The 21115-nt window shown below is 48.9% G+C and carries 22 protein-coding genes and 1 other annotated feature; of the genes, 21 read left to right on the top strand and 1 reads right to left on the bottom strand.

Annotated elements, in window-relative coordinates; translation table 11 throughout:
- The first annotated feature begins 210 nt into the window (after positions 1–210).
- From GSO_RS02760 to cls, 12 genes are all read left to right on the top strand, one after another.
- Positions 211–1497, top strand: coding sequence for a bifunctional folylpolyglutamate synthase/dihydrofolate synthase (locus GSO_RS02760; RefSeq protein ID WP_010488704.1), 1287 nt, complete (start codon positions 211–213; stop codon positions 1495–1497).
- Positions 1494–2138 (top strand): HAD family hydrolase, encoded by a 645-nt coding sequence (locus tag GSO_RS02755; RefSeq protein WP_010488701.1) that lies wholly within the window; start codon positions 1494–1496, stop codon positions 2136–2138. The genes GSO_RS02760 and GSO_RS02755 overlap by 4 nt, the downstream gene beginning before the upstream one ends.
- 130 nt (positions 2139–2268) lie before the next feature.
- Positions 2269–2937, top strand: a complete 669-nt coding sequence (radC, locus tag GSO_RS02750) for a RadC family protein (RefSeq protein WP_010488699.1) — start codon at positions 2269–2271, stop codon at positions 2935–2937.
- 136 nt (positions 2938–3073) lie between these two features.
- Positions 3074–4075, top strand: coding sequence for a rod shape-determining protein (locus GSO_RS02745; protein ID WP_005684795.1), 1002 nt, complete (start codon positions 3074–3076; stop codon positions 4073–4075).
- Between the two features lie 87 nt (positions 4076–4162).
- Positions 4163–5023, top strand: coding sequence for a rod shape-determining protein MreC (mreC, locus tag GSO_RS02740; protein WP_010488695.1), 861 nt, complete (start codon positions 4163–4165; stop codon positions 5021–5023).
- A gap of 3 nt (positions 5024–5026) precedes the next feature.
- On the top strand, positions 5027–5557 hold the full coding sequence (mreD, locus tag GSO_RS02735) for a rod shape-determining protein MreD (protein ID WP_010488694.1): 531 nt from the start codon (positions 5027–5029) through the stop codon (positions 5555–5557).
- Positions 5558–5571: 14 nt separating this feature from the next.
- Positions 5572–6228, top strand: coding sequence for a septum site-determining protein MinC (locus GSO_RS02730; RefSeq protein ID WP_010488691.1), 657 nt, complete (start codon positions 5572–5574; stop codon positions 6226–6228).
- Positions 6229–7026, top strand: coding sequence for a septum site-determining protein MinD (minD, locus tag GSO_RS02725; RefSeq protein WP_010488690.1), 798 nt, complete (start codon positions 6229–6231; stop codon positions 7024–7026).
- Between the two features lie 122 nt (positions 7027–7148).
- Positions 7149–7375, top strand: a binding site (T-box leader).
- Positions 7376–7647: 272 nt separating this feature from the next.
- Positions 7648–8304, top strand: a complete 657-nt coding sequence (locus GSO_RS02715) for an amino acid ABC transporter permease (protein ID WP_010488686.1) — start codon at positions 7648–7650, stop codon at positions 8302–8304.
- Positions 8305–8316: 12 nt separating this feature from the next.
- Positions 8317–8955 carry an amino acid ABC transporter ATP-binding protein gene (locus GSO_RS02710; protein ID WP_010488684.1) on the top strand — a complete coding sequence of 213 codons (639 nt, stop codon included), beginning with the start codon at positions 8317–8319 and terminating at the stop codon, positions 8953–8955.
- Complete coding sequence (locus GSO_RS02705) at positions 8952–9764, top strand: amino acid ABC transporter substrate-binding protein (protein ID WP_010488681.1); 813 nt, start codon at positions 8952–8954, stop codon at positions 9762–9764. The genes GSO_RS02710 and GSO_RS02705 overlap by 4 nt, the downstream gene beginning before the upstream one ends.
- Positions 9765–10085: 321 nt before the next feature.
- A complete protein-coding gene (cls, locus tag GSO_RS02700) occupies positions 10086–11519 on the top strand; it encodes a cardiolipin synthase (RefSeq protein WP_010488679.1) in 1434 nt (477 codons plus the stop codon).
- A 435-nt stretch (positions 11520–11954) separates the two neighbouring features.
- On the opposite strand, the gene GSO_RS16435 is transcribed toward cls, so the two are convergent.
- A complete protein-coding gene (locus GSO_RS16435; protein WP_003565145.1) occupies positions 11955–12074 on the bottom strand; it encodes a DUF4044 domain-containing protein in 120 nt (39 codons plus the stop codon).
- A gap of 290 nt (positions 12075–12364) precedes the next feature.
- Here GSO_RS16435 and GSO_RS02690 point away from each other — a divergent pair, with 290 nt between their 5' ends.
- The 9 genes from GSO_RS02690 (at position 12365) to GSO_RS02650 (ending at position 21110) form a co-directional block, all read left to right on the top strand.
- Positions 12365–12697, top strand: coding sequence for a hypothetical protein (locus tag GSO_RS02690; RefSeq protein WP_010488675.1), 333 nt, complete (start codon positions 12365–12367; stop codon positions 12695–12697).
- Positions 12698–12872: 175 nt separating this feature from the next.
- A complete protein-coding gene (gene mraZ / locus GSO_RS02685) occupies positions 12873–13304 on the top strand; it encodes a division/cell wall cluster transcriptional repressor MraZ (RefSeq protein WP_010488673.1) in 432 nt (143 codons plus the stop codon).
- Positions 13305–13306: 2 nt separating this feature from the next.
- Complete coding sequence (rsmH, locus tag GSO_RS02680) at positions 13307–14248, top strand: 16S rRNA (cytosine(1402)-N(4))-methyltransferase RsmH (protein ID WP_010488671.1); 942 nt, start codon at positions 13307–13309, stop codon at positions 14246–14248.
- 12 nt (positions 14249–14260) lie between these two features.
- Positions 14261–14626 (top strand): cell division protein FtsL, encoded by a 366-nt coding sequence (gene ftsL, locus GSO_RS02675; protein WP_010488669.1) that lies wholly within the window; start codon positions 14261–14263, stop codon positions 14624–14626.
- Entirely contained in the window at positions 14623–16770 is a 2148-nt protein-coding gene (locus GSO_RS02670) for a penicillin-binding protein (RefSeq protein WP_010488667.1), read from the top strand. Before ftsL ends, GSO_RS02670 begins: the two co-directional genes overlap by 4 nt.
- Before the next feature lie 14 nt (positions 16771–16784).
- Positions 16785–17750 (top strand): phospho-N-acetylmuramoyl-pentapeptide-transferase, encoded by a 966-nt coding sequence (gene mraY / locus GSO_RS02665; protein WP_010488664.1) that lies wholly within the window; start codon positions 16785–16787, stop codon positions 17748–17750.
- A gap of 28 nt (positions 17751–17778) precedes the next feature.
- A complete protein-coding gene (gene murD / locus GSO_RS02660) occupies positions 17779–19158 on the top strand; it encodes a UDP-N-acetylmuramoyl-L-alanine--D-glutamate ligase (protein ID WP_010488663.1) in 1380 nt (459 codons plus the stop codon).
- Positions 19159–20250, top strand: coding sequence for an undecaprenyldiphospho-muramoylpentapeptide beta-N-acetylglucosaminyltransferase (gene murG / locus GSO_RS02655; protein ID WP_010488661.1), 1092 nt, complete (start codon positions 19159–19161; stop codon positions 20248–20250).
- Between the two features lie 5 nt (positions 20251–20255).
- Entirely contained in the window at positions 20256–21110 is an 855-nt protein-coding gene (locus GSO_RS02650) for a cell division protein FtsQ/DivIB (RefSeq protein WP_029345506.1), read from the top strand.
- Positions 21111–21115 lie beyond the last annotated feature (5 nt).

The raw sequence follows: 21115 nt of genomic DNA, 5'->3' as shown, positions 1-21115 counted from the left end.
CGTGAACAATACGTTAGGCTACTAAAAAAGATCGCCTCCCAAATTGGTGCGATCTTTTTTGTACACGTAAATCCGTGTGTTCACCTGAATCTGACAAAAATTTCTGTTGTCAGTGAACGAGCCGACCAGCATTTTCTGGTATGATTAAGCCATATTGAGGCGCTGCAAAAGCGGTGTCTGCATGGATGTCACGATTGAAGGAAGTTAACGATGAACTACTCTGAAAGTGTTGCTTATATTCATTCTTTTCCGCGTTTAGCCAAAACCGGCGATCATCATCGTATCCTGACGCTGTTGCATGCGCTCGGTGACCCGCAGAAAGAAGGTCGCTATATCCACATTACCGGCACGAACGGGAAAGGATCGACGGCTAATGCCATTGCCCATGTGCTGGAAGCTAGCGGGCTGAAAGTGGGGTTGTTTACCTCGCCGTTTATTATGCGTTTCAATGAACGCATGATGATTGACCATAAGCCGATTCCCGATGATGAACTGGTACAGGCGGTTGCGGTCGCCCGGGCAGCACTTGATGGCTTGCGCACCGCTCAGCCTGACTTTAATGTGACCGAGTTTGAATTTGTCACCGCTTTGGCTTTTTGGTATTTTCGCCAACGTCGCGTTGATGTGGCGGTCATTGAAGTCGGCATTGGCGGAGATACGGATTCAACCAATGTCATCACGCCGGTTGTGAGTGTGTTGACAGAGGTGGCGCTGGATCATCAGAAGTTGTTAGGCAATACCATTACGGCGATTGCGACACATAAGGCTGGCATCATCACGCCGGGAGTTCCGGTAGTCACCGGCGACTTGGTACCCGATGCAACGGCAGTGGTAGCGGCCAAAGCGCAATCCACCGGCAGTCAGTGGTTTCGCTTCGGTCGGGATTTCACGGTTCCCAAAGCCAAGCTGCACGGCTGGGGACAGCGTTTGACATACCAAGACGAAGACGGATCGTTACCGGATCTGATCGTTCCATTAGTTGGGGACTATCAACAGCGCAATATGGCGATTGCGATTAAAACCGCTAAAGTTTATGCGCAGGCAACCCACTGGCCATTGACGGCGCGCGATATTCGCCAAGGACTTGCGGCTAGTCGCTGGCCGGCGCGGCTTGAAAAGATTAGCGATTCACCGTTTATTGTACTGGATGGCGCGCATAATCCGGACGGTATTAAGGGCCTGGTCGCTGCGTTGCAAGAACTGTTTTCCGGACCGGTCACGGTGATTGCCGGTATTTTGGCTGACAAGGACTATGAAGCGATGGCAGATATGCTGACACGGGCATTTGCGACTGTTTACCTCGTGCCAGTGCCGGGGACACCACGTGCATTACCTGAAGCCGGATACCAAAGGCTTCATGAAGGACAGTTAAGAGACTCATGGCAGGCGGCATTGGCAGCCAGTTTGGACGATGATCCGGAGCAACCGATTGTGATCACGGGATCCTTGTACCTTGCTGCTGCCGTGCGCCAAACTTTATTGGAGGGAAAGTCGTGACAGCAACCGTGATTTTTGATCTAGACGGGACCTTGGTTGATACCGAAGCAATTTATCTTCAAAGCAATGTGCGTGCTGCAGCTGAGTTGGGTTTAAAGCGAACCGAAGATGATTTTCGCCCGTTAGTCGGTTCGGCGGGGCCAAACGAAGCCAAGATTATTGCAGATCTTGTGGGAGCGGAAAACGCTGCGTGGTTTCAAGAATTTTCGACCAAGGATGTGTTGGATCGGATTCGCAATGGTGCGGATTTTGTGTTGCCTGGAGCTGATGAAGCCTTGAGAACGCTGCGGGCTGCTCATTATCGGCTGGCATTGGCAACCAGTAGTGCTCAGCATTATGTTGATGTGGTTTTGGCAGCAGCCGGTTGGCAAGACTGGTTTGACCCGATTTTGACTGGCAGTGATGTCAAGGCGCATAAGCCAGATCCCGAAGTGTATCAGGTCATGAAAAGACATTTAGGCGCTGGCCCGGCGATCGTCATCGAAGACACGCACGTCGGGGTGGCGGCCGCAGAGGGTGCCGGTCTGCCTGTGATCATGATTCCCGGCATTGCCCAACAACCGGATGAGAAAGCGACGGCCATTTTATCGGCCATCACCGAACTGCCGAACTGGCTGCAAAAACATACCACATTTGCGTAATCTTCCTAATGAGTCATGAATTGGCTTAAAATCGCAGCGCGCAACCAGGATATTCAATTAGTATCAGCTCGAAACGCAATGTGCGACTTGAACTGATGCGACCTGCACGTGTGCTACCAGGGGGAAAACGATGGCAGATGCAACTGAACAACCGCGTGAACGGTTATTGGCGCATGGACCGGCAGCACTGACAGATGCGGAATTGCTGCAACTGATTGTGCGGGCGGGAAACCAGCATTATCCGGTCAAAGAAATCGTGAGTGAGGTGTTGGCAACTTATCCGGCTTTGCAGGGTTTGGCAGAAGGTGATTGTGACTCACTGGATCACATTCGCGGACTGGGCGCCGCCAAACGCGCCAGCATTTTGGCTGGTGTGGAATTGGGCCGCCGGGTGATGCGCCGACAATCCGTGCGTTATGGGCAGATTAAAAATAGCGAACAGTTGGGTAAGACCATGGTTTCGCGTTTTGCCGGTGCCAATCAGGAGTCCATGCTGATTTTGTTTTTAGATGTTAAAAATCAGATTATTACCGAACAGACGGTGGCGATTGGTACAGTCGATTCTGCATTGGCTGATCCACGGGTGGTATTTCGTGAAGCCTTAAAGTTGAGTGCCACGAATCTCATTATGGTTCACAATCATCCCAGTGGCGATCCGGCGCCGAGTCAGGCAGATCGCGACACGACAACCCGTTTTCAGTTGGCAGCAGCGTTGCTAGGGATGAATTTGCTGGATCATTTGATTATCGGCGGGAAGGCGTTTTATTCTTTTGCCCGAGACGATCCGGACTTTAATTAATTCAAGAAAATTGTAAGGTTTTTTGAAATTGGCGGTAAGGTGCCAAAATCAGGCGGTTTCACATTTTGTCACAGAAATAAATATGCTATAATGCATGGAGTTAATACGAAATGAGTCAGCATAAGGAGAGAACGTCTTGTTTGGATTTGGATCAAAGAATATCGGGATCGATCTTGGCACCGCAAATACCTTAGTTTACGTCGACGGCAAGGGCATTGTCTTAAATGAGCCTTCCGTGGTCGCGAAGAATACCCAGACGGAAGAAGTCATTGCCGTTGGTGAAGAAGCCCGCGACATGATCGGTCGTACCCCGACCAATATCGTGGCGATCCGACCAATGAAAGATGGGGTCATCGCTGACTACGACACAACTGCGGCCATGTTGAAATACTTCATGCAAAAAGCATTGGGTAATGGCAGCCATCCGCAGGTAATGATTTGCGTGCCAAGTGGGGTTACCGAAGTTGAAAAACGTGCCGTCATTGATGCGGCTAAAGTAGCTGGCGCACGGGATGCGTTTGTGATTGAAGAACCATACGCCGCGGCGATCGGTGCGGGCTTGCCGGTCATGGATCCGACAGGCAGTATGGTCGTTGATATCGGTGGTGGCACAACCGATGTTGCCACGATTTCATTAGGTGGCATCGTTTCGAGCCGCTCCATTCGGGTGGCCGGCGATAAGTTTGACGAAGCCATTATCAATCATCTGCGCCAGAATTTTAATTTATTAATCGGCGAACGAACCGCTGAAGCGATGAAAATTCAAATCGGTTCGGCATCGGTTGAAAAAGCTGCCGACATTGACGGGATGACCGTACGCGGCCGTGACTTATTAAGTGGCCTGCCTAAGACGATCGATATTTCGGCAACGGATATTGCGTCGGCGATTCATGAAAACGTGCTTGATATCATTACCGCCATTAAGGAAACGCTGGAAGAAACATCTCCGGAAATTGCGGCTGATGTGATTGATCACGGTATCGTCTTGACTGGTGGCGGGGCGCTCTTGAAGCATCTGCCGGATGTCATTTCCGATGAAACCAAGGTACCGGTTTTCATCGCGCAGGACCCGTTAGATTGCGTTGCGATCGGAACTGGCGAATCGTTGAAGAATATTGACGTTTTAAAGAAACGTTAACAGCCCATAAATGAAGATGGTTTGCGTGTGGCAAGAGGCTGGGATGAAGGATCCTGGCCTCTTTTCGCGAGTGTGACGGAGGAACCAATGCAGAAATTCTTTTCCAATAAAAAATTGATCGCCCTCATGATCGCTTTGCTGGTCAGTATTGGTCTGGTCGCTGGGTCGATTTATGCGAGCAATAATCGCAACACCCCGCCGTTTATTCAGCGGATTGCCAATGATGTTGTTGGCATCGGTGGCCGCCTGGTTGCCTTACCGGGGGATTTTGCCCGCAACGGGTTGGATGACGTGCATAGCCTGATGGATACGTTCCAGGAGAATCAGCACCTGAAACAACAACTAGATAGTCTGGCCCAGACCAAAGTTCAGGTTCAAACCCTCAAACGCGAAAACAAACAGCTGAAACAACAGTTGAAATTGAATGGTACTTTGACTGATTACTCGCAGATCAGCGCCGCCGTTATTTTGCGAACGCCGAGTGATTGGCGGAACATGGTGGTGATTAACCAAGGAAGCGCAGCAGGGGTTAAAAAAGGCATGCCGGTGATGGCCGGATCCGGATTGGTTGGCCGGATCGTTGAAGTCAACCGAACCAGTTCAAAAGTCGAAATGCTATCGACTGCCAATAAATCCAGTGATCGCGTCGCTGCCGCCGTTGAAACAAGTGAGGATAAAGAAGTTAACGGGATCATCACCGGCTATGATGAAAAGTCGGGTGACTTGGTTCTTGGCGAACTGAACAGCGAGCATGCGATTAAAAAAGGCGATAAAGTCGTGACCAGCGGCTTGGGCGGTATGACTCCTAAAGGCCTGCTTATCGGCGAAGTCACTAGTGTTAAAAAAGATGACTATGGGCTTGCCAATACCGTTTATTTGTCACCGGCTGCGAATCTGAATGATGTAACGGTTGTGACGGTCATTTCGCGGACAATCAAGGGTGACTGATATATGTTGAACGAAAAACACTTTACAGGGCATTGGTGGATTATTTCAATCCTGCTTTTGCTGTTATTAATTGATGGCAGTCTGGCATCCGTGTTAGCTCAGTGGATTATGCAGCCGAGTTTCATGGGTACCCCGCAGCTGACCTTGTTAGGCTTGGTCATGGTGACCTTGCTGGTGCCAGAAGAGAAGTACACGACCTGGATTGCCGCTTTGATCGGGTTGATTTTCGACAGCTTTTACACTGGCATATTAGGCGTCAATGCTTTATTGTTCGCGCTAGTGATTTATATCGTTCGCCAGATTCGACCATACATTCCGCACACTGCGGTTTTTGTCGGGATGGTGTATATCATTGCGCTGCTGCTGTATGGTGTCGCCAATTATTTTGTGAATCATTTTATTGGCTATGGTAGTTCCAGTGTGGTGATGCTGATTGCCAATCATTTGGGGCCGGGGTTGACGGTCAATCTGATTCTTTTCGTCATTGTGTATGGTCCATTGCATCGGGTATTGATTAACTTAGCGGAAGAATAGTTTGGGGTGATGATGTGGACAGTGTGGTCTTAAAAGGTCGAAACGACAGTCTGGCACTGCAGCTTCAGGATACGGCGGATTTTATGCAGATCATCAGGACGCTGAAAACGTTACTGGGGAAGCTGTATGAAGAAACGCCGACTGGTGAAGTCAGTTATCGCTTGGAAACCGGTAATCGTTTGTTGACTGAAGAGCAGCTTGCCCAAATTCAATCGGTTTTCGCTGATTATCCGCGTTTTTCAATCAATGGCATTACCAGTGCGGTCGTTGATAAAGATGTGGTGGCCGATATGGTGACGGCCAAAATGACGCATCGTATTGGTGGCGTGGTTCGGTCTGGCCAAACGATTGACATCATGGGTGACGTCCTGTTCTTGGGCGATCTGCATTCCGGTGCGACTCTATGTGCTTCCGGGAATGTTTTTGTGATGGGTAAGGTCAGCGGCGTGGTGCAGGCTGGCAGCCAAGGGGATACGCGCGCCGTTGTGGTTGGCGATCTTGAAGGGGCCAGTCAGGTGCGGATTGCCGATGTGATCGAGATTGTCGCTGATCACTATGATCCCCTCAAGCCGGTTGCTTATTTAAGTGAGTTACATACAATGACACACGCCAAAATGGCTGAACTGGCGAATCTTCGGCCGCGATTATTCAAGCAAATGGAGGCAATGTAGATGGGTACAGCGTTAGTGGTTACTTCCGGTAAAGGTGGCGTCGGCAAAACGACCACCTCGGCTAACATCGGCACCGCATTGGCTTTGCAAGGCAAGCGGGTGGTTTTATTGGACCTTGATATTGGCCTGCGTAATTTGGATGTGGTCATGGGGCTCTCTAATCGGATTATTTATGACATTGTCGATGTCGCTACCGGCCGGGCTAAATTGCATCAAGCCTTGATCAAAGACAAACGCTTTGATGATCTTTTATACTTATTGCCAGCGGCGCAGAATGCTGAAAAAGATGCCATAGAGCCAGAGCAGGTTGTCGAAATTGTTGAACAGTTGCGGCCGGATTTTGACTATATCATTCTTGATTCGCCTGCTGGGATTGAGCAAGGCTTTCGCAATGCCACGGGGGCTGCTGATGGGGCGATTGTGGTCACCACACCGGAAATTTCGGCAGTCAGTGATGCCGATCGGGTGGTTGGTTTGCTTGAGCAGCGGGATATGCCGCTAAAACCGCGACTGATCATCAACCGCATTCGGCAAAATATGCTGGCAGATGGCCGCTCGATGGACATTGACGAAATCACCAGTCATTTGGGGCTCGATTTGTTGGGGATCATCGTTGATGACGACGGTGTGATTGAGAGCTCCAACAAAGGTGAAGCGATTGTCATGGATCCCGATGATTTGGCCAGCAAAGGTTATCGCAATATTGCCCGGCGACTTTTGGGTGACAGTGTACCGCTCATGGACATTCGCCTTAAAAAGCAAGGCTTCTGGTCAAAGCTTTTTCATCGGCATAACTAATTAATCCACGCGGGGTGGTGCGTCGACGCTAGGATTCGGCCATCACGTTTCCGGGAAAAGCTGCACAAATTTTTAGCAATAGTTGACTTTCGCTGATTTTCGGTGTAATTTAGTGACAATTCATTAAAGCGTTGAGTGGAATCGATCAGCGGTCATGATTTTAAGCGAGTCCGGGTTGATGGGAACCGGATAGTCATCCGTTGATCACACATCCATGAGTGGACGATTGAACTTTAGTAGGTCGTCTCGGTTGGGCTCGTTATCGCCGTGGTTGAAACAACTACATGAGACTGATTGTGTGAGCAATTGGTAAATCTGAGGTGGAACCGCGGTTTAAGCCGTCCTCTTACAGCAACTTGCTGTAAGAGGATTTTTTTATGACTGCGATTTCGAATGAGGCTTATGAAGTTGATTTCAACCACATGAGGTCGGCTGTGTGAACAGTCGTCAAACTGAGGTGGTACCGCGCAAAAAAGCGTCCTCTTGCAAGCAGAGCAAGAGGGCGCTTTTTTGCATTATTAGTCGGTCACCGGGTGCGGCCCGCCAACCACAAAACGCGTTTAATAAAATGAACAGAAACCATGGCAGTAAAGTTGCCACGGATTTGAAGGAGGAAGCACCATGACTTATATTTTTCAGATTTTACCGGCCTTATTATCTGGTGTGAAAATGACTTTGGGGATTTTTGCCATCACGTTGGTAGGCGCCATTCCACTTGGCTTGATTTTGTCAGTGGGACTCATTCCCAAGCCTAAATCGATTCTGGGCAAGGCAGGGAAAGGTCTTTTGGAAGGCTATGTTTGGGTCTTTCGGGGCACGCCATTATTGTTGCAATTAATGTTTATCTTTTACGGCTTACCGATTATCGGGATTGTTTTTGATCGGTTCTCAGCGGCCTTAGTTGCCTTTATTCTGAATTACGCCGCCTACTTTGCAGAAATCTTTCGTGGCGGTTTTGGCGCCGTTGATGAAGGGCAATTTGAAGCCAGTACCGTTTTGAACATGACGCGCTGGCAGGCATTGCGGTATGTCGTTATCCCGCAAGTCGTCAAAATCGTGCTGCCGTCCATTGGTAACGAAGTCATCAACCTCGTGAAAGATTCCAGCTTGGTTTATGTCATCGGATTAGGCGATCTGTTGCGGGCCGGGAACATTGCCAGTGCCCGCGATGTCACCTTGTTGCCGCTTGTGCTGGTCGGGGTCATTTACCTGTTGCTGACGCTGATCCTGACGTTCCTGCAAAAACGGATCGAAGCAGCATTTTCATACTATCGCTAGGAGGTGGCGAACATGTTAGAGCTGAAAAATATCAACAAATCTTTTAACGGCCGACCGGTCTTGAAAAATGTCACAGTGACGATTGAAGACCGCAAGACTCTAGCGATTGTGGGCCCAAGTGGTGCCGGGAAAACCACCTTGCTGCGGATTATCAGCGGATTGGAGCAGGCTGATTCAGGCACCATGATCTGGAACGGCGAACCGACAACTGCTCAGGCTATGCGTAAACAAGGGATCATCGGGGTTGTCTTTCAAAACTTCGAACTTTTTCCGAATTTGTCAGTGATGCGGAATATTACGTTGGCGCCGACACTGCAGGGGATTGACCAACAGCAGGCAGACGCGACTGCCAAGAAATTATTGGATCAATTAGCGCTCACCGATCAAGCAAAGGCGTACCCGTATTCACTCTCCGGTGGGCAAAAACAACGGGTTGCGATCGCGCGGGCATTGGCGTTGAATCCGCAAATTCTTTTGTATGATGAACCAACCAGCGCACTAGATCCGTTGTTGCGGGAGAACGTGGCCGAAATGGTCAATCAGTTTAAGGCTTCCGGGATGACGCAGGTCGTGGTCACCCATGATATGGACTTTGCCAAAAGTGTTGCGGACACGACTTATCACGTTGGCAAAGGCGGTGATGGCCAATGAAACGGCGAATTTTATTAGCCGTCATGGTCGTTTTGGCCATGGCAGGTTTCATCATCAGCGGCTGTGCGCGAGAAACCGTCAGCAATTCCTGGCCGCGGATTGAGCGCACGAAAAAAGTCGTGATCGGTTTAGATGACACGTTCGTACCGATGGGTTTTCGGCAAAAGAATGGTCAGCTGGCCGGATATGACATTGATTTGGCAAAGGCAGTCTTTAAGCGCTATGGCATCAAAGCTGATTTTCAGACAATTGACTGGTCCATGAAAGAAACCGAACTGAAAAATCAAACCATTGACCTGATTTGGAACGGTTATTCCGTCACGCCGGAACGCAAAGAAAAGGTTGCTTTTTCCGATAATTACCTGATTAATCACCAGATCCTGGTGACCAAAACCAAGAGTCAAATCAATTCGTTGCAGGATATGAAAGGGAAAACCCTAGGCGTGCAGACGGGATCAAGCGGCGCGTTTGACCTGGATGCCCAACCGAAAATCTTAAAGAACATGATTGCTAACAAAACCCCGATTCTTTACGATACGTTCAATGATGCCTTTATTGACTTAGATGCAGGGCGAATTCAAGGCATTTTGATGGATGAAGTGTATGCGCGTTATTACATTGCCCACAAAGCGGACCCGTCAAGCTATCACATCGTTAATGATCCGTTTCCGCCAGAAGATTTTGCTGTGGGGATGCGTAAATCTGACAACGTTTTGCGCGGTAAAATTAACGCTGGCTTGAAGGCGCTGAAGGCCGATGGCACCATCGCAAAACTGCAAAAGAAGTGGTTCGGCAAGGTTGAAGATTGATTGGCGAGCGTGGCCAAATGAGCTTTGTTTAGTCATGTGTCATCGTTGATCAATCATTTATAAACGCTGAGAGAAATGCTGTGTCAGATACTGATTCATCTGATCGTAGCATTTCCCCCGGCGTTTTTATTGTCAGAAGATGTGGGTAGGCACCAATCTTTAGAAAGAAAACGGAGCGAGAATGAGCCGTCGTTACGTCAGCGCCACTGGACTTTTACGCTGCCTTGTCGGTAAAGTAGAGTATAATCATTGCCATCTGATTGGCTGACAAGCAGTCTGATATGGCATCATTTAGCGCGAATCTGGCGAGGAGGCAAGTTTATGTGGCTTGGGCTGATTTTTGGCGGGCTTTATCTTGTGAATGCATTGATTGCGATTGTGACGGTTTTTCGCTCGCATCGTGACATCTCCGCGGTATGGGCGTGGTTGTTGGTATTGATGCTGCTGCCGTTTGTGGGTTTTATCATTTATTTTGTGTTTGGTCGTAAGCTGCGGGCTAATCGCATGCAAGACTTGATGACGCAACGACTTTTAGGCATCAATGACTTGGTCGTTCAGCAGCAAGAAGCCCTTGCAGCCGGCCAGCCGTTAATTGGCACCCCTGGTAGTGGCGGCGTTTCCGAGTTGGTTCGCACGTTACTGCGGGCCGATGATGCTTTGGTGACCACCCATAACGAGGTTCAGGTTTTGGCGTTGCGCGAAGCTTTTTTCAAGCAACTGTTTGAAGACATCGGATTGGCGACTGAGCATATTCATATTGAAGCTTACACGATTCAGCCGGATGCTGTGGGCCGGCAGTTACGGGATCTGTTAATTGAAAAGGCCCATGCCGGCATTACCGTGCGCGTTTTGTACGATACTTTTGGCTCTCACGGCTTGCCGATCAGCTTCTGGAAAGGCTTGACCGATGCAGGTGGCCAGGTTGAGCGGTTTGTGGCGACGAAACTTGGACGGTGGAATCCGCGAATTAACTTTCGGAATCACCGTAAGCTGATTGTCATCGATGGGCATCTGGCATACTTGGGGGGCTTTAATTTAGGCAAAGAGCATCATGGCTTGCCCACGTTACGCGATACCCAGCTGCGGATTCAGGGTAAGGCCGTTGCCGTGATTCAAGCGCGTTTTCTGATGGACTGGAATGGTACCAGCCGAAAGCAACAGGTTAAAAATGTTGACGTTCTTTTCCGTGAGCCGGTTGTCACTGGTAATACGACGATGCAGGTGGTTGCCGGGGGACCGGAGCAACAGGTTGAGGCGATTAAACTAGGTTATCTGGGTCTCATCAATCAGGCTAAGCGCAGTATCTGGATTGAGTCGCCATATTTCGTGCCGGATGACAGCTTGCTGGATGCGTTGACGATTGCGGCCAATGCTGGTGTCGATGTCCGCATTATGATTCCGAAGAAAACCAATCAGGAATTGATGGCCAAAGCTTCGCAGTTTTACCTGAACCAAGTCGTGGCTAATGGTGGTCAGGCGTTCTTGTATGAGAAAGGTTTCCTGCATGCCAAAACGATTGTAGTCGATGGTAAATACGTTTCTACCGGAACCGCCAACTTTGACATTCGTTCCTTTAAACTAAACTTTGAAATTGCCGCGTTTATTTATGATCATCGGATCGGCAAAACATTCCAGAAACTTTTTCTTGCCGACATGGAGCGGGCGATGCCGTATACGCAAAAGGTTATCGATGCCAAAAAACGGCCTGCCCGACTGGGAGAGGAACTCTCGCGGTTACTGGCACCGATTCTGTGAAAGGGTTGGTGCGGAGGTCGAAAAAGTGGCTGGATCAAAATTCACATGAGCAATATAAAACGAACATACTCTTGCAGCTGCATAGAGTATGTTCGTTTTTGTTTTCCCGAGAGTAATTTGTTGGGGATGTTAAGATGTTAGTGCCAAAGCGGAGCAATCGTAGGCTAGATGGGGCTCAGCCGTGCAAACAACACAGCGACTGGTCTTGTCGCTGATGTTGTTAGGCGACTTTGAGACAGCGGTTTTTCTGGCTCAAAGCGCCGTCACAGCGTTCCAGCACCATCTGGCCGGAGATTGCGGAGTTTGGCGCGACTTGGAACCTAATTGCCTGAGCCTTTTCTATATCGTTCGAAATTTATTAAACTGTCAATGCTCTTACAGAATTATGGCTCAGCCTCTTGCAAGTCATTCCACTAAAGTCCTTGGGTAATCGGTTTAGATAAGTTGTAAACTAGCGAGGGCACCGAGAACGACGCCGAGCACAGTAATGATAATCATCACCCAAGCGCTGATGATCGTCATTTTTTGAAATTTAGACTTTTTCTTTTTCTGCACCGAAAACACCACCTTTGTTATTCTGCTGGCTCTCATTGTACTGGTTTTTGCAAGGATCGGCAACTGAGATGCTGGATGGATTTTGAAAAAAATTGTCATTTTTAACGGTTCGCAAAGTTCTACTTTTTGACGAATGACAGTAGCGTTGAAATTGTTCGACATGAGTTGGCACTGCGACCGGCCATCTTTCAACTAAATCGAGCTTGACGCTTATCCTTGCTTTGGGTAGGGTTAATTAGAATAGTATCAACAGACAGCGCTTCAGGCGGCTGCCTCCAGGAGGACTCATCATGGTGTTTCTTGCGTTGGGATTGCCGATTTTAGTGTGGTGCATGGTTGTCGCGGCAGTTGTGTACTTTGATTTTCATGGCGGTTCTTGGTTCTTCTTATTGACGGTGGTTAATTTTTGGGCGATTTTTCAGCTGACTTTTACGAAAACCCCGAATTTTATTTGGGTGATTTTGTTTACGGCTATGGTGATCGCTTTGATCCTGGTTATCTGGCAGGTCGTTCGTGAATATGATCTCATTATCCACCGTTATTGGCGCATGTTGACCCGAATCCTCTCATTGGCCACCACTTGTTGGTGGTTCGGCGGTATATTGATCTATTTTTTGGGATAAGCCCCCACTTTCTACCCACGTTTTAAAAAAGTCCGTGATCCTTGTGATCACGGACTTTTTTGCGTCTTAAAAGTTTTTTAAAACATAAAATAACTAAATTTTGTTTCAATTGTGGTTAGATGTGGAGAAGAGTGGGGCGTTGTGGTAGACTAAAAATCGTAGGGAGGTGCCAGCTATGCTCATGGGTGAATTTGAACGCAGTATCGACGCAAAAGGGCGTCTGATTATTCCAGCCAAATTCCGTGAGCAACTGGGGGCATCGTTTGTGTTAACCCGCGGCATGGATGGCTGTCTTTTTGGTTATCCAATTGCCGAATGGGACAAGCTGCAGGCCAAACTGGCAACGTTACCGTTAGCCAAAAAAGATGCCCGTACCTTCACCCGCTTTCTTTTTTCGGCCGCAACTGAGTGTGAAATTGACAAGCAGGGGCGGATTAACATTCCTAAGTCGCTGTTTAAGCATGCAGCATTGAAAAAGGAATGCGTGCTTGTCGGCGTCAATACTCGCATTGAAGTATGGGATGCCGAGCGCTGGCAGGAATTTGCTGACACGGCTGAAGAAAACTTTGATGATATTTCGGAAAACTTAACGGACTTTGGGTTGTAGTGATGACAGAATTCAAACATGAAACGGTTCTATTAAAAGAAGCAACGGCAGCTTTAGCCGTGAAACCTGATGGTACCTATGTTGATGCCACGCTGGGTCGCGGTGGCCATACCCGGCAGATTTTAAAGCAACTGACAACAGGGCGCTTGATCGCGTTTGATCAGGACGAAGCCGCTATTGCTGCCGTGACCGCTAGCTTTGGCGATTTACCGCCGCAACTGACGCTGGTTCACCGTAACTTTCGGGAACTAACGGCAGCACTGGCTGATTTGGACATTTCCGATGTCGACGGTATTTTGTATGATCTGGGCGTTTCATCACCGCAATTTGATGATTCCAAGCGCGGCTTTTCCTATCGCTTCGATGCACCGCTGGACATGCGCATGGATCAGCGTCAAACACTCGATGCCAAGACTATTGTGAATGAATGGCCCTACGCGGAGTTGGTTCGTATCTTTTCGCGTTATGGGGAGGAGCATTTTTCCAAACAGATTGCGCGGCGGATTGAGCAAGCCCGAGCTGAAGGTCCGATTACCACGACCTTTCAGCTTGTGGATTTGATTAAAGCAGGGATTCCTGCCAAGGCCCGGCGCACCGGTGGCCATCCTGCCAAGAAAGTGTTTCAGGCGATTCGAATTGCGGTCAATGACGAATTGTCAGCACTGGAATCATCGTTGGAGCAGGCATTGAAGTTACTCAATGTCAATGGACGCATCAGCGTGATCACTTTTCAATCGTTAGAAGATCGGCTGGTTAAGACCATGTTTAAAGAAGTTTCGTCAGTTCAAGACGTTCCACGCGGTTTGCCGGTTGTTCCGGCATCTGCCCAGCCGCACTATCGTTTGGTCACACGCAAGCCGATTTTACCAAGCACTGATGAGTTGGCTGAAAACCACCGTGCACATAGCGCTAAACTCAGAGTTATCGAAAAAATTCGCAACTAGGGGGTACAATAAATGCTTGAGAGTACAGCAAGACCTTTGGTGCAGCAACCGGCGCCTAAACCGGTACATAAACCAGCTAACGAACCCGCACCACATACACATATCGCTTTTAGCGGGTTTGAAAAAACATTGATGTTCGCTTGTGGTATTTTGGCGACGGTTGTTTGTGTGGTCTGTCTGTTCATGCAAAACCGCCTGAGTAATACCCAGCGCCAATATGAAGATCTACAAGCGCGCATTATGAAGCAGTCGCAGGCAACGGCGAATCTCAAGCAGGAAATTGGCGAGCTCTCTAATTCGGAACGACTCGATGCTTTTGCAAAAGCGCATGGGTTCAAAGTCATTAACGGCAATATAAAGCGTGTTGATAATCAATGAAACTTTTCAAATCAAAACGATCAACGAATGCACATCCGGCCCGGAATCGTAAACTGTTTGGTATCGGACTGATCGGGTTTACCCTCCTGATTCTCGGTGGCTTCGTTCTTCGTTTTTCTTTTGTTGCCACGGTAGGCGAAGTGGGCTCTAACAACCTCGCCAAACAGCGGCAAAAACAATATCGTACCGACACGGTTCTGCAGGCGCAGCGCGGTGCCATTTTGGATCGCACCGGAAATGTCATTGCCGAGGACTCAAATACGTACACGATTTATGCCATTCTTGATAAACAAAATAAGAATGGTGATAAGCCTGATTACGTTACGGACAAGGCAAAAACGGCCAAAGTGTTGAGCCGTTATTTGGCGATCAGTGAAGATAAGATTTTGGCGCGGTTGAATCCGACTAAAAAGCACGTCTTTCAAGTCGAATTCGGCACGCCGGGAACCAAATTGAGTTTGGCGATTAAAAAGCAAATTGACGCGGAAAAGCTGCCAGGTATTCATTTTCGGGAAACACCGTCGCGGCTTTATCCCAACGGCGTGTTTGCCAGCCACGTGATTGGCATTGCCCAGGCTCAGGACAAAGGCGGCGGATTAACCGGAGTCATGGGACTGGAAAAGCAGTTCAATACCGTTCTTGCGGGCGATAATGGTTATCGTCGCAGTGAAACCGATGCTTACGGGTACAAGTTGCCTAATGCCAAAACTAAATTAAAGACGCCGGTTAATGGCGGGACAGTTTATACCACGCTCGATAGTGGTCTTCAGTCATACTTAGAAACCCTGATGACCGATGTGCAGACGAAATATGAGCCTAAGGCGTTGACGGCGGTTTTGATGAATGCCAAAACCGGCAAAATTTTGGCAGCCAGCCAGCGACCGACATTCGATGCGTCAACCGGTGAAGGGTTAGGCGACATGTGGCGGGATTCCTTGGTTGAGGACAATTACGAACCGGGGTCCGTTATGAAAATTGTCACCTTGGCATCGGCTATTCAGAGCGGCAAATATCACCCAAATGAATATTACCAATCCGGTTCCGTGAAGCTTGACGGCGGAACGGTCAATGACTGGCGCACTGGCGGCTGGGGTTCGATTCCGCTGAGCAAAGCTTTTCCATTGTCGAGTAATGTCGGCATGGTGAAAATCGAACAGGAAATGGGTGCCGGCGTCTGGAAGAGTTATTTAGATAAATTTAAATTTGGCCAAAAAACCGGCATCACTTTGCCAGGCGAAACCAATGGGCGGATCAGTTTTTCCCAGCCGCTGGACCAGGCGATCACCTCGTTTGGACAAGGCATTGAAGTGAATGTCATGCAAATGATGCAGGCGATTAGTGCCGTTTCAAATGACGGTAAAATGCTGAAACCACAAATTGTGTCTAAAGTCGTGCACAAGAATGGCAAGGAAACAGTCTATAAGCCTGAAGTTGTCGGCCAGCCCATTTCCAAAGAAACCGCCGCTCAAGTCATTGACGCCATGCGACACGTGGTTAACGATGAAGATGGCACCGGGGTTGCGTATAAAATGCCAGGCATTGATTTAGCGGTTAAAACGGGTACCGGACAAATTGCCAGTCCGCAAGGCGGTTACCTCACCGGTGATTCTAACTACATCTTTAGTGTGGCCGGTATTGCGCCTGCTTCGGATCCAAAATATGTGCTTTATATAACTATGAAACAACCACAGAAAATGACGGAACCGGCTGAAACGATTTTGGCCAGCATTTTTAAACCGATGATGCAACGGGCACTGGATACCACTGCCAATGGCACCGTGTCAAAAGATACCAATACGGCAGACGTTCCTGCGGTCACCAACGCTGCGTTAACAACGGCCCAGGATACCGTGAAAAAAGCCGGCTTTGATGTTGCTACGATAGGTACCGGCAATAAAGTTGTTCAGCAACTGCCGGCAAGTGGAACCAAGGCACTGCGCGATTCGCGTGTGCTGCTTTTGACCAATGGTGCCATGACCATGCCTGATCTTACTGGTTGGTCGAAATCCGATGTGTTAAAATTTGTACAATTGACCGGTAAGAAATTCAAACTTGTCGGTGACGGCTTTGTTGTTCGGCAAAGTATTGCCAAAGGGACTCTTTTAGGTGATGCCAGCGGAACAATCGAGTTCAAACAACAATAGAATTGGGGATAGTCATGCAACTTGCACAGATGCTCATTCCGATGGTTTCGGCTTTTGCCATTACAATTATGTTTATGCCGCTATTTATCGGGTACATGCGTTACAAAAAAGAAGGCCAGGTGATTCGCGAAGAAGGGCCGAGTTGGCACGAGAAGAAATCAGGAACACCGACAATGGGCGGGCTGGTTTTCATTGCCGCGATGATTATTTCGGCTATTTGGGTGAGCATTTGGCAACATCAACTGACGCTGAGTGTCTGGATTTCCTTGTTTATTTTGGTTCTATACGGCTTGCTGGGCTTTTATGATGATTTTGAGAAATTGGTTCATCATCGCAACGAAGGATTGAAGGCTTGGCAAAAGCTGGCAGGTCAGATTCTGGGCGCCGTGATTTTTCTGATCGCGTATTTTCATGAAGGGTTCGATCATACTTTATGGATACCGGTGATTGGCAATGTCAGTGCCACATGGTTCTACGTTGTCTTTGTCATTTTCTGGCTGGTCGGTTTTAGCAATGCGGTTAATTTAACGGATGGCCTGGATGGTTTGGTTGCCGGGCAGACAACGATTTCGTTTGCTACCTATGCCATCATCGCTGCCCGCGAAGGCCGGACGGATGTGTTGATTATCTGCCTTGTCACGGTCGGCGCCATGCTTGGCTTTTTGATGTTCAACCATAAACCGGCGCAGATTTTCATGGGCGACCTGGGTTCCTTGGCGCTGGGCGGCATGCTGGCAGTCGTGGCCATTCTGCTTCATCGCGAGTGGTCGCTATTACTGATTGGGATCATTTATGTCATTGAAACTGCCAGTGTCATCTTGCAGGTGGCCTCGTTCAAGTTAACCGGCAAACGAATCTTCCTAATGTCGCCGATCCATCATCATTTTGAGATGAAGGGTTGGTCCGAGTGGCGGATTGATTTGACGTTCTGGCTGGTCGGGTTGATCGCTAGCGGCATTTATCTGGTATTTTTTCTTTAAAGTCATGCTATAAAAAGAAGGATCAATTGTGAAAAATATTTCGGATTATCGTAATAAAAAGGTGCTTGTGTTGGGTCTGGCAAAGAGCGGTGTCAACGCTGCTCGTTTACTACATAAATTAGGTGCCTTGGTGACGGTTAATGACAAGCAGAAATTCGATAACAATAAGGATGCGCAGGAATTGTTAGCAGACGGGATGCGCGTGATTACCGGCCGGCATCCGGTCGAATTGCTGGATGAACATTTTGAGTTGATGGTCAAAAATCCCGGCATTCCATACAGTAATCCCATGGTAAAGCGGGCGCAGGAGCTTGGCTTGCCGATTATTACCGAGCCGGAGTTGGCTTATCAGGTATCCGAAGCCGAATGGATCGGAATCACAGGCACGAACGGCAAGACCACCACAACCACATTAATCGGCCTGATGTTGAACCAGCAGCGGCCGCACCATGCGTTTGATGCTGGCAATATCGGCATTCCCGTCAGTCAGGTCGCCCAAAAGGCAGGCAAAGACGATACGATTGTGGCAGAGTTGTCGAGTTTTCAGCTGTGTGGCATCAAAACCCTGCATCCCCACATCGCGGTTCTGACCAACATTTATGAAGCGCATTTGGATTGGCATGGCAGTCGCGCCAATTATGTTGCAGCCAAAATGCGGATCACGATGAACCAAACGCCGGATGACTATTTCATTATGAATTGGGATCTTCCGGAAATGCATAAGCTCGCCAAGCAAAGTAACGCCCAGATTGTGCCGTTTTCCCGTAAGCAGGCGGCTGGTGCCCGTGCTTCGCTGATTGATGGCTGGCTGACGTTTGATGGCGATAAAATCATGCAAGCCAGCGAGATGCAGATCCCGGGTCTGCACAACATCGAAAACGCTTTGGCAGCAATTGCTGCCGCTAAACTAAAAGGGGTCGAAGATGACGCGATTCGCGAAGTGCTGCGAACCTTTTCCGGGGTCAAACATCGAATTCAGTATTTGGAAACGCTGGAAGGACGCCGGATTTATAACGACTCCAAGGCAACCAACGTTGAAGCTGCGACTGTTGCGCTTAACGCGTTTCATCAGCCGATCGTTTGGTTGGCAGGTGGCTTGGATCGCGGACTGCCAATGGATGCCTTAACGCCGTTGGTCAAGGAACATGTTAAGAGCATGGTTGTGTTTGGGCAGACAGCGCCATTGATGGCTAAAATCGCCAAGGATGCCGGGGTACCGGTTCAAAAAACCGACAATGTGATGACCGCGGTACCGTTGGCTTATGAAGCCAGTCGACCGGGCGATGTCATTTTGCTATCACCGGCAGCGGCCAGTTGGGATCAGTATCCAAATTTTGAAGTCCGTGGCGATGATTTCATCAAGGCGGTTCATCAGTTGCAACAAACGGTCGAAAGTGAGGGCAATTAAATGCGGCTGGTTATTTCCGGTGGCGGTACTGGTGGCCATATTTATCCGGCCTTGGCGTTAATCGAGGCGTTGAAGGCGGAAGGTAAACTCGATGATGTCCTTTATGTCGGCACCGAGCATGGCTTGGAAAGTCGGATTGTGCCAGCAACCGGCCTGAAATTTGCAACGCTCGACCTGCAAGGCTTCAAGCGCAGTCTTTCCTTGAGCAATCTGACAACAGTCAAAAAGTTTATCGGCAGTTTAGGTCAGGCAAAAAAGTTGCTGCGCGATTTCAAGCCAGATATTGTAGTCGGTACCGGTGGTTATGTCTCCGGCGCGATTTTATTCGCTGCCGCGCAAATGCATATTCCAACCGTGATTCATGAATCGAACTCGGTTGCCGGTGTGACAAACAAGTTTCTCAGCCATTTTGTCGATCGCGTCGCCATTGTTTTTCCTGAAGTGGCTTCAGCGTTTCCGGCAAAAAAAGTGGTGGTAACCGGCAATCCCCGAGCGCAGCAGGTTGCCGGGTTAAAACCGAATGACCGTCTAAAGGATTTCGGACTTGATCCTCACAAGCGTACTTTATTGGTTTTCGGCGGTTCACGCGGAGCACCCAAGATCAACGAGGCGGTTTTAGCCGCATTGCCGATTTGGGGCAAAGCGGATTTCCAAGTGCTATTTGCAACTGGACGCAGCCACTATGGTACGATCAAAAAATCTCTGCCACCGTTGCCGTCTTCGATTAAGGTGGTGCCATATATTGATGATATGCCGTCAATCTTACCGGATATCGGTTTGTTGATTAGCCGGGCCGGGGCGACGACGCTTGCGGAGATCACGGCATTGGGCATTCCGGCCATCCTGATTCCGAGTCCTAACGTAACCCACCACCATCAATATTTAAATGCACAGAGTTTAACCAAACAAGGTGCGGCGCTGACGATTACCGAACCTGAATTAGGTCAAGATTTTCCCCAGCGGGTCGTGACCCTCATGGAAGATGATGCCAAACGTGCCGCCATGGCGCAGGCATCAAAGAAACTAGGTGTACCGGATGCCAGTGATCAGCTGATCGCTGTGATGACAACACTCCTTTCGAAACGTAGGTGATGACTTTGGCTTGGCTCCGAAAAAAAGAACAGCAATCTGATCCGCTGACACCCTGGCAGCAATATCAAGCGCGTCAGCAACAGAAGCCGCGACATGATCGGCGCCGAAAGCCGAAGCTGGATGTTGAGCTGCCGAAGATTCAAAATTTGCGGCGGCGTAAACTGATCAAGAACCTTGCGTTGATCCTGCTCCCCCTGCTATTTTTGCTGGGGGTTTTTGGCTATTTTGCCAGTCCGCTATCTAAAGTCGGATTGGTAAGCGTCCAAGGGGTCACAACGGTTCCTGATCAGCAGGTCATCAATGCAACTAAACTGTCGGATAATGATTTAATGCTCAGTGTGCTGGTGCATAAAAATGACATTGCGCAACGGGTGCAAAAATCTTTACCGGAAATTAAAGAAGCCAGTCTGACCATAAAAGGGTTCAACCGAATTATCATTCGCACCAGGGAATATCAGACCATTGGTTATGTATATCGGAATCATGCTTACCATAAGGTTCTGGTTACCGGCAAAGTGCTCAAGGCGGGCACACAGACGCCTGTCGACACTTATCCCGTGTTTTCCGAGTTTACCGCCAAGGAATTACCCAAAATGATTGAGCTGCTGAATCAGTTCCCGGACGCGATTCGTCACGATATCTCGGAAATCGACGCAAGCCGCGGCGACGCCAACCCCAACCAGATTGCCTTGAATATGAGCGATGGCTATCGGATCATAGCCGATTCGCGTACCATTGCCAAAAAAATCAAGTACTATCCGGCAATTGTTTCACAGGTCAAGAAAAAAGGCGTCGTTGATTTAGAAGTCGGGGCTTTCTGGCGACCATATTCAAGTGGTGAAAAGTCGTCAAATGACTGATTTTG

Source organism: Lacticaseibacillus zeae DSM 20178 = KCTC 3804 (genome assembly GCF_000260435.1).
GTDB classification, from domain to species: Bacteria; Bacillota; Bacilli; order Lactobacillales; family Lactobacillaceae; genus Lacticaseibacillus; species Lacticaseibacillus zeae.
The sequence above is the reverse complement of the archived record's forward strand: the minus strand, read 5'-3'. Positions and strand labels throughout refer to the sequence as shown.